The sequence below is a fragment of the Paenibacillus phytohabitans genome (assembly GCF_013141775.1).
In the GTDB taxonomy this organism is placed as follows: domain Bacteria; phylum Bacillota; class Bacilli; order Paenibacillales; family Paenibacillaceae; genus Paenibacillus_AQ; species Paenibacillus_AQ phytohabitans.
The window spans coordinates 61916-71585 of the sequence record NZ_WHOB01000061.1 but is presented as its reverse complement, the minus strand read 5'-3'; the positions used below and the strand labels follow the sequence as shown (position 1 = coordinate 71585).

The window sequence follows — 9670 nt, the reverse complement described above, 5'->3', positions numbered from 1 at the left end:
CGAGAATCAGGGGCACAACTACCCCTGATTCCAACGTTACTGGCGGGCCAGCCCTTCACCGCCGCTGCGCCGGACCGGCTGCCAGCTCTGACAGAACCGCCTGCCCCTCCTTAAGGGCAGGCCATAATCAAAGGGGAGTGAACCCATGAAGATCATGACGATTTTGGGCACACGGCCCGAGATCATCCGCCTCAGCGTCATCATTCCGCTGCTCGATGAGCATGCGGAGCGGCATGTGCTGGTGCATACGGGACAGAATTTCACGGCCAGCCTCAGCGGGATATTCTTCGCCGAGCTGGGACTCCGCGCACCGGACTATGTGCTGCAGGATAAGCAGGCCGGACTCGGGAGCCAGCTGGCCGCCATGTTCGGGAGCCTGGAGAGCATCCTGCTTCAGGAGAAGCCGGACCGGATTCTGCTGCTCGGCGATACCAACAGTGCGCTGTGTGCAATCCTTGCCGAGCGGATGGGTATTCCTGTCGTACACATGGAAGCAGGCAACCGCTGTTACGATTTGAAAGTGCCGGAGGAGAAAAACCGCCGTGTCATAGATGCCGTCTCGACCATAAATATGCCTTATACCCAGCAGAGTAAAAGACATCTGCTCAGCGAAGGATTTCCCAGCCAGCGTATCGTGTTAACCGGCAATCCGATCCATGAGGTGATTACGCATTATGAGGAGCAAATCGGGTCCAGCGATATTCTGTCCCGGCTGAGCCTTGAAGCAGGCCGGTATCTGCTGGTGACTGCCCACCGGGCCGAGAATGTCGATGATCCTGAATCCCTGCTCCAGATTATGTCGGGACTTAACCTTGTGGCTGAACATTATGGACTCCGCCTGATCTGCAGCATCCATCCCCGTACGCGCTCCAAGCTTACGGAGCAGTTCCCGCTGACTATGAACCCGCTGGTGGAATTCCATGAGCCCTTCGGATTTTTTGATTTTGTCCATCTGGAGCGTTATGCCCTGTGCGCCATTACGGACAGCGGCACCGTTCAAGAGGAATGCTGCCTGATGGGGGTGCCGACAGTGACCATCCGCCGGACCACAGAACGTCCGGAGACGGTCGATTGCGGAAGTAATGTAGTATCCGGCGTAGAGCAGAACAGCATTCTGCGCTGCACCCGGCTGATGACGTCGCTTAAGCCTGCCTGGGAGGCGCCGGAAGGGTACCTGACCCCCGATGTCTCGGTTAAAGTAGTTAAATTTCTGCTTGGAGGGAACCTGCATGTTCAATAATAAACGGATTCTGGTTACAGGCGGTACCGGTTCCTGGGGGCATGAGCTTATCCGGCAACTGCTGCCGCAGCATCCCAAAGAAATCATCGTATTCTCCCGCAGCGAGTCTGCACAGGTAGCCATGAGCCGTGAATTTGAGGATAAGCGCCTCAGCTTCGTCATCGGCGATATCCGTGACAAGGATGCCCTCGTGGCTGCATGCCGCGGAGTGGATTATGTGTTCCATCTGGCGGCGCTCAAGCATGTTCCGGTCTGCGAAGACCAGCCTTACGAGGCGCTGAAGACCAATGTGGTCGGCACGCAGAATGTGATCGAAGCAGCGATTGCCAACAATGTGGAAAAAGCGATCTACATCTCCACCGACAAAGCAGCTAATCCGTCGAACTTCTACGGCATGACCAAAGCGATCGGCGAGAAGCTGTTCGTATACGCCAACCTGATCGGATCAGGCACCCGCTTTGTAACGGTGCGCGGCGGCAATGTTCTGGGGACGAACGGCAGTGTCGTCCACTTGTTCATGAAGCAGATCAAGGACAAGGGACAGGTGCGGATCACAGATATGAATATGACCCGCTTCTTCTTCACCCTGCGCGATGCCATCACGCTGCTGTTCAAAGCTTCGGAGGTCAGCATCGGCGGCGAGATCTTCGTCATGACCATGCCAACCTGCCGGATTGTGGATTTGGCTGAGGTACTAATCGAAGCTTCGGGCAGAAGAGATGTCAGCATGATCGAGGCTGGGATCCGCCCGGGTGAAAAAATCCATGAGATTCTCATGAGTGATTTCGAGAGCTTAACTACCGTTGTCTACGATGAGCAGTATCTGGTTATTCTTCCTACCCTGGATATGCCGGAGCTGAAGGAGCACTACCGCGAATACCCGCATGTGTCCTTCAACAGCTTCAGCTCGGAGAACAATCTGATGGATCAGGCAGAGATCAAGGACATTCTGATCCGGGGAGGGTTCCTCAAGTGAAGCTGCTTATCCTCGGCGGAAACGGTATGGCGGGTCACATGCTGGCGGATTTTTTTCGCCGCCAGGGCAAGCATCACGTCTTCCATACAACCCGGGATAAGAACGATCTTGGCGGGCTGTATGTGGATGCCGATGACATCGCCGGCGTAGAGAAACTGGTCGAAATCGTCTCTCCCCATTGCATGATTAATGCAATGGGTGTACTGAATCAATTCGCCGAACGTGACGTAATCGGCGCTTATCATGTCAACGGATTCCTTCCCCACCGTCTGCGGCGGGCAGCGGACAGCGTCCATGCCCGGCTCATCCACATCAGTACCGACTGCGTGTTCGAAGGAACGCGCGGCGGGTACACGGAAGAGGATGCCACTGACGGCACATCGGTTTATGCCATCACCAAAAGCCTTGGAGAAGTGCGTGACCCCGGCCACCTGACGATCCGCACCTCCATTATTGGTCCCGAAATCCGCTCCGGCGGCATCGGGCTCATGGAATGGTTCCTGGCCCAGAAGGGCCGGGTAACCGGCTATGAACGTGTGATGTGGAACGGAGTCACCACCCTGGAGCTGGCCAAAGTGATCAGTTCCCTGCTGGACTCTGATCTGTCCGGGCTGATCCATCTGGCCCATCCCCGGCCGGTGAGCAAATATGAACTGCTGCAGATGATGCAGTCGGCGTTTCATAAGGAGGATGTCAAGATCATCCCCGAACGGGTCCATGTGCAGGACCGGACGCTGATCAGCACCAGAAGCGACGTGAACTTCGAATTACCGTCCTATCCCGAGATGCTTGCGGAGCTTGCAGACTTTATGCACGGCTCAGAGATGCCGACATGAAGGGCCGGAGGCTGCTGATAACCGGAGCCGCCGGCTTTACCGGCAGGCATGCCGTAGCTTATTTTGCGGCTGAGGGAGCTGAAGTGACCGCTGTGGTACGCCGCAGCGCAGCGGAAGCTTCCGTCTTCCCGGCAGGCGTTCAGCCCTATGTCTGTGATCTCGGTGACCGCAAGGCTGTCGCCGGAATGATTGGAGAGATCATGCCGGATCAGGTGCTGCACCTGGCCGGCAAGAACTCGGTTCCGGAGTCCTGGCAAGACCCGCTGCTCTATATGGAGACTAATGTAATGGCTACATTGTATTTGCTTGAGGCGCTGCGTTTCCAGCCGGCCAGCCGTATCCTGGTGGCCGGCTCCCGGCTTAAGTACAGACCGGATTCCGGGGCAGGTCCGCCGCATCCCTACAGTCTCAGCAAGACGCTGGAGGAACTGGTGTCGCTGGCCTGGGGGACGCTGTTCAAACAGCCTGTTCTGATGGCGGAGCCCTCCAATCTGATTGGTCCCGGACCGTCCACCGGCTTCTGTTCCTTACTGGCACAGCATATTGTGCGCAGTGAAGCTGCGGCCGGCAGGGGAGAAGCTCCACCGGCAGCCTTCAGGCTCTCCTCGCGGCATGTCCTGCGCGACTTTCTGGATGTGCGTGATGCCGTTAGAGCGTATGGCTATATTCTGAATCACGGAGAGACCGGCAAGATCTACCGGATTGACTCCGGGGCGCAGCGGGAGCTTGGAGAGATTGCCGGGAAGCTGCTGGCTCATGCAGCGGTTCCGGTGGAGATGGACTGGGGACCGCAGCATGCGGAGGAAGGTCAGGCTGCTGCTTCCCCAGCATCTGCCGTTCCGGCGAAGCCTTCGTCTGCATCTGCTGGTAGAGAAGTGCTGCAGGAAGAACCTGAGGACAATGCCGCTATTCTTGGCTGGAAGCCGGGGATCGGTCTTGACCGGTCACTTGCGGATATCATCGGCTATACAAGGGCCGGCAAGGAAGGAAGAATATGATGAAGCCCAGAGTATCGGTAATCATTCCCTTTTATAATTGCCCTTATATTGAGCAGGCGCTGCAAAGCGCCTTGGCTCAATCCTGGCAGCCTTATGAGATTATTGTGGTTGATGACGGATCATTCATGCATGCAGAGCGCATTGCTCCGTATTTACCGCATATCCACTACCTGGGCAAAGCCAATGGCGGTACCGCCTCCGCACTGAATCACGGAATTGCCCATGCTACAGGGGATTATGTAGTCTGGCTTAGCTCGGATGATATGTTCTATCGTGACAAAATCAACAACCAGGTTCTGTTCATGGAGCAGAACCGTTTGCTGATCACGTACACGAATTTCAACTTCATTAACGGGGATTCGCAGCTGACCCAGCTGAACGCAGCGGCAGTGTTTCATAACCAGCTGGACTACTTACGCTGTTTCCTGCAGGGCAATCCCATCAACGGCTGCACCGTGATGTTCAAGCGGGAGATATTCGGAGCCATCGGCCTGTTCAATGAAGCTCTTCCGTACACTCATGATTATGATTTGTGGTACCGGGCGATTCTGAACGGATACCCTCCTATTATGCTCAATCAGTCTTTAACGGCCTACCGCCGGCATGACGGCATGGGGACGATCAAACATTATGATGTCATCATGGCTGAAGCCGCAGCGACTAATGCCCGCTATCATGCTCCGCTGAGTAGCCTGATCGCTTCCATGGGCGGCTAATCAGGAGTGGAAATAAGAAGCGGCTGTAACTAATCAAGCTCTTCCGCAGTGAGTTTTGCGAAGAGAATTCAGGAAGTTGATGTTATCACAACTTTTAGGAGGGAAAGCATATGTACCGGGAAATAGAAGTGAAAGACTTCCTGCCGGTCCTGCTGGAGCAGCTGAAATTCTCCGAGAGTATCCTGGATATCGGCAGCGGTACCGGTACGCTGCTGGAACGATATGAAGCGGCTGTTGTGCTGGGGCTGGATATCCACAGACCTTATCTGCTGCACCGCAAATACAAATCCCCGCATATCATTCCGGTTCATGCCGATGCCAGCCATATTGATAAGCTGTTTCTGCCGGGAACATTCTCTGCGGTTACGCTGATTGATTCCCTGGAGCATTTCTCGATGAGAGAAGGCACGGAGCTGCTGCGGAAAGCGGAGATCATTGCTTCGAACCGGGTAGTCGTATTCACGCCGCGGGGGTTCTTCCCGCAGGAGGGAAAGGATCATTTCAACCTGCACGGAGAGTATTACCAGAAGCACTGGAGCGGCTGGGAGCCTGAGGATTTCCTGAAGCTGGGCTACGCTGTAACTGTACTGAAAGGCTACCATCATGCGGAGAATCCTTCATTCCGTGAAGCGTTTGGCGAGGATCATGCGCCGCTGGATGCTTTGCTGGCCTGCAAAACAGTATAAATCGAATCGGGAAGGAGGTGAGCGCATGATTCCAAAAACCAAGGTTTCGGTGGTGATTCCCTTCTATAATTGCCCTTATGTGGATCTGGCGGTGAAGAGTGTGCTGGCTCAGAGCTACCCGGACATTGAGCTGATCGTTGTCGACGACGGGTCTACACGCTATATGGAGAAGCTTGAGGCGTACAAGGACAATATTGTGTATATCCGCAAAACAAACGGTGGCACCGCCTCGGCGCTCAACATGGGAATCAAGGCGGCTAGCGGAGCTTATTTTGCCTGGTTAAGTGCTGACGACCTGTTCCACCCGGATAAAATCAAAAGGCAAATGGAAGCCATCCGCAGCTCTGGAACCTCCTTCAGCCATACGGCCTATTACTATATTAATGAGCTCGGAGAGCGGTTCTCGGGAGTCATCAGCATGCCGTTTCATAACAGGGGTGATCTCATTGAGACCATGATGTCAGGCTGTCCGGTGAACGGCAGCTCGGTTCTGCTCGACATGGAGATTTTCAATAAGGTAGGACGGTTTAACGAGAAGTTCCTGTATACACAGGATTATGATCTGTGGCTGCGTATCCTGCCGCATTATGAATGGTCCTATATCGAGGAGCCGCTGCTGGATTACCGTGTGCACAAAGAGATGGGCTCTGTCATACACAGTGAAGCGCAGAACCGGGAGATTGCTCTGGTGCAGAGCAGGCATCAAGGCATTCTGACGCAGCTGCTGAGAAAGGAGAGAGGGAAATGAGACTGACATTCCCGATTCTGACGTTGTCCAGAGGCGGTGCGCAACGGATGCTGGCCGAGCTGGCCAACCGTCTGGCGGAAATCGGCCATGAGGTGGTTGTTCTTTTACCCAGTCACGGCATTGTGGAATATGAAATGAAATGCCCCATTATCACTGCACCGGCAACGGTGCTGACCGAAGATGATTTTCCATACGGGGATGTGATCATCTCCAACTATTATACAACGGTGCCGGTTGCAGAGCGGGCCAGTAAACAGGGCAAGGGGCTGCATATCCGGCTGGCCTTATGTTATGAGCCGACTTTTTTACCAGATAACAATCTGTCGTTTGCCTCATATAATATCACCCGCAACCTGCTAGTACTCTCACGCTGGCAGCAGGAGATCATACGGATTAATCATGGCATTAAGGGCAGAATTGTTCCGATTGGTCTAAACCCTGATTTCACTAATACCCATTTACGCGGCAGAGGCGGGAATAAGATTGTCGTCTCGGCCATTATGCGCCGTCCCGAGGGCGGGTTCTCCGGCCACCGGGAACAGGATTATCTGCTTCAGCAGCTGGACATAGTGAAACAGCGGCATCCTGAAGTGGAGATATATATTATCACGCCACCGTCAGAATATGCTTCCTCCGAGACGCTGCAAGCGCTGCTTGGGGATGGACGGTTTCAAATACGTACTCCGGGTAATGATTCTGAGCTGTCGTATCATTATAACGAGAGCGACATTTTTGTCAGCTCCAGCACCTATGACACCGGCTCATTGCCGGGGCTGGAAGCTATGCGCTGCGGTGCCGCGCTGGTCACCGTATATTCCGGGGGCAATCTCGAATACTGTGTACACGGGCATAACTGCCTGATGTCGTACCGTTACGAGAACCGGTTGGCCGAGGATGTCTCTGCACTTGTGTACAATAAAGAGCTCCGTCAGCGTCTGGCCGCGAGAGGAGAGCTGGACTCGGGGCGCTTCACCTGGGAGAGAAGCATGCAGATCTTTCAGACAGAGCTGTTTGAGATTGTATCCAAACAGGGCGTATAACCCAAAAGAACCTTCAAGACCCGGATGCTGTACGGGGTTGAGGGTTCTTTTTCACGTTATTTTCAGAAGATAGAGAAGGAATTCATCATTTCACGGAAGGAGTGGGCATATTGCTCGAATCCAAACCGCGATACCATATGCTGGCGGCCCTGCTGGCGGATCGCTTCACGCAGCGGAATGTTGTTCATTAGCTCCAGCCCTTCGTTTACAGCCGCTTCCAAATTTCCGATCGGGTAAAATTTACCCGTAATGTTGTGGGTAATAAACGATCTGACCCCGTCAGAATCGGTGCTAAGTACAGGACAGGTACAGCAGATGGCCTCAGCTACAGCATACCCGAAGCCCTCTGTGATAGAGCTTGACAGCAGGAACCCCCCGGAACCGGCGATGGATGAGTAATATACCGGCATAATATGATTTGGAATGTTGGTGAACACACTGAGGCGGTCTTTCAGGCCCAGGGATTGCAGCTCTCTGTTAAATTGTTCCTTCTGGTCATCTGCAGCAAGATCGGGATCATGGAACATCCAGAGATGAAGATCAGGCTTGTGGAGCCGGATCTGATGGGCAATCTTCAGATATTCACTCCAGTTCTTATTGGTTTCCAGCCGTCCTACCCAGGCGATGACCGGATCGCAGGGCGGTTCACCGGGGATATGCTGGAAGGACTGCACATCCACGATGTTCGGAATGACATAACGGTGCAGCCAGGGACAAATCTCGATAAACAGCTCCAGTAAGTGATCGGTCGGGGGGATCAGAACAGCATTGCAGTAGGAGCGGAGAAAAGGCACAGAATCAATAATCAGATTCCTCGCATCACTGCGCTTGCCAAGTCCCTGAGATTCATATATCAGAATACGGCCATACCCCAACCGGCGCAGACGTTCCAGCAGTAAATAGTCTGAAGTTACAATAATGGCATCATAATTATGCGTATCCAGCACCGCTTTGATCTCTGCATCCACGGAAGTGATAAACACCGGGAAGTTTGTCTGGTTGTGGCTTCCGGACCCCGGCATGAGGTAGAGCACGTGGCATTCGATGCCGCTTTTCTGAAGACTCTCACACCGCAGCTTGTTCAGTGTCTCTACCCCGCCGCTTGGTACATAAAACGTGAATAAAACCTTCAAGATCACCCCTCCTGACATTAACCTTGCGGAGAAACACAGTCTGCTGTTTATAAGATACGCCAAGTTTCACTTACGCGTGACGGTTAAAGAGCGATGTGCCAAATCCTTTCAGGATAGCTTGGCAGGGCAGAGGCCATGCTAAAGCTTGTTACGCTGCACTTAACTATTCTTATGATGGGGGATGAACGGATGTTACGGTCGAAATTCGGTCTAACGGTTTCTGCTGCGCTGCTGCTGGGCGCGGTGAGTATTACAGGATGCGGTGCGAATAACTCGGCAACGGGCAATACGGTGGAAACGAAAAGTGTACGGGGGACGGACGGACGTATTCACGTCAACTCTGCGCAGAACGGAATGCGTGCGAATTCCTTCGACAGTATGGAGATGAGCGAGGAGCTGGCGAACCGTGTGGCGGCCATGCCGGAAGTCCGTTCAGCCAACGTAATGCTGGTAGGAAAAAGCGCCTATGTAGCCGTAATGCTGGAAAATGCGTCCGGAGGAGTCCATGCCAAGAGTACCCGGGGAATCCAGTCGTACAGCTATGGCAGTACCAGCGGCAGCGGCACATCCGGGATGCTGAGCGGTACAGGCAGACCGGCAGGCGGACTGGAAACAGGGATAGGTGCCGGAATGGGTGGAATGGACAACAGTATGCGTACCGGTAGAGGAACCGCAGCCGGTAATCCGGGCATGACAGGAACAGGCGGTTCTATTGCCGGAATTCCGGGAAGCATGACGGGCACGGGTACTGTAGGCGGTACGGGCGTTGCAGATCCGGAGAATTATCTGGGGAACGGCAACAACGGTATCATGTCCCGCAGCAATATGGTCGATGGACGCCATATGAAACGCGACATCGATGAAAGCCTGGGCAATACCATCGGAATCCGCAGTGTAACGCCGGGTAACGGAACCGCGATTACGGATAAGGACACGCTTACCCAGGACATGAAGGATAAGATCGCCGCAGAAGTGAAAAAGGGGAAGACAGACCTTAACAATGTGTATGTTTCAGCCAACCCCGATTTCGTTGAGCGGGCAGATTATTATGCACAGGAATTCCGTGCAGGGCATCCGCTTAAAGGCTTTGCGAATGAATTCCGCACGATGGTCGAACGGATTTTCCCTACGCGCAGCGGGTATTAAGCGTTAAGCATTAAGTAAACTGCCCTGTCTCAATTAGGTTAGTATTCCAGAGGAATATGATGCTTATTCAGCATGAGGGCATAGCACAGACACAAACAGCCAAGCAGCCACTGCACCCGAATCCGGGCCGAAGGGCTGCTTGGCTTGCTTA

Annotated in this window: 10 protein-coding genes; 9 read left to right on the top strand and 1 reads right to left on the bottom strand. The window is 53.9% G+C overall.

Translation table 11 applies throughout. From position 1 onward, the window contains the following. The first annotated feature begins 145 nt into the window (after nucleotides 1-145). The 8 genes from wecB to GC101_RS20460 all read left to right on the top strand — a co-directional run bounded on the left by wecB (nucleotide 146) and on the right by GC101_RS20460 (nucleotide 7240). A complete protein-coding gene (gene wecB / locus GC101_RS20495; protein ID WP_171718759.1) occupies nucleotides 146-1240 on the top strand; it encodes a non-hydrolyzing UDP-N-acetylglucosamine 2-epimerase in 1095 nt (364 codons plus the stop codon). After that, entirely contained in the window at nucleotides 1230-2216 is a 987-nt protein-coding gene (locus tag GC101_RS20490) for a polysaccharide biosynthesis protein (protein WP_042139752.1), read from the top strand. Before wecB ends, GC101_RS20490 begins: the two co-directional genes overlap by 11 nt. Continuing rightward, entirely contained in the window at nucleotides 2213-3052 is an 840-nt protein-coding gene (locus tag GC101_RS20485; protein WP_042139750.1) for a dTDP-4-dehydrorhamnose reductase family protein, read from the top strand. Before GC101_RS20490 ends, GC101_RS20485 begins: the two co-directional genes overlap by 4 nt. Next, nucleotides 3049-4050, top strand: coding sequence for an NAD-dependent epimerase/dehydratase family protein (locus GC101_RS20480; RefSeq protein WP_171718758.1), 1002 nt, complete (start codon nucleotides 3049-3051; stop codon nucleotides 4048-4050). Before GC101_RS20485 ends, GC101_RS20480 begins: the two co-directional genes overlap by 4 nt. After that, entirely contained in the window at nucleotides 4050-4766 is a 717-nt protein-coding gene (locus tag GC101_RS20475) for a glycosyltransferase family 2 protein (protein WP_171718760.1), read from the top strand. The genes GC101_RS20480 and GC101_RS20475 overlap by 1 nt, the downstream gene beginning before the upstream one ends. Before the next feature lie 110 nt (nucleotides 4767-4876). After that, the gene (locus GC101_RS20470) at nucleotides 4877-5452 is read left to right on the top strand and encodes a class I SAM-dependent methyltransferase (RefSeq protein WP_171718757.1); all 576 of its coding nucleotides are present in this window, start codon (nucleotides 4877-4879) and stop codon (nucleotides 5450-5452) included. Between the two features lie 25 nt (nucleotides 5453-5477). Beyond that, a complete protein-coding gene (locus tag GC101_RS20465; RefSeq protein ID WP_171718756.1) occupies nucleotides 5478-6200 on the top strand; it encodes a glycosyltransferase family 2 protein in 723 nt (240 codons plus the stop codon). Then, a complete protein-coding gene (locus GC101_RS20460) occupies nucleotides 6197-7240 on the top strand; it encodes a glycosyltransferase family 4 protein (protein WP_171718755.1) in 1044 nt (347 codons plus the stop codon). Before GC101_RS20465 ends, GC101_RS20460 begins: the two co-directional genes overlap by 4 nt. Nucleotides 7241-7302: 62 nt before the next feature. On the opposite strand, the gene GC101_RS20455 is transcribed toward GC101_RS20460, so the two are convergent. Further along, nucleotides 7303-8379, bottom strand: coding sequence for a glycosyltransferase family 4 protein (locus GC101_RS20455; RefSeq protein ID WP_305954227.1), 1077 nt, complete (start codon nucleotides 8377-8379; stop codon nucleotides 7303-7305). Nucleotides 8380-8562: 183 nt separating this feature from the next. Here GC101_RS20455 and GC101_RS20450 point away from each other — a divergent pair, with 183 nt between their 5' ends. Then, nucleotides 8563-9519 (top strand): YhcN/YlaJ family sporulation lipoprotein, encoded by a 957-nt coding sequence (locus GC101_RS20450; protein WP_171718754.1) that lies wholly within the window; start codon nucleotides 8563-8565, stop codon nucleotides 9517-9519. Nucleotides 9520-9670: the final 151 nt, after the last annotated feature.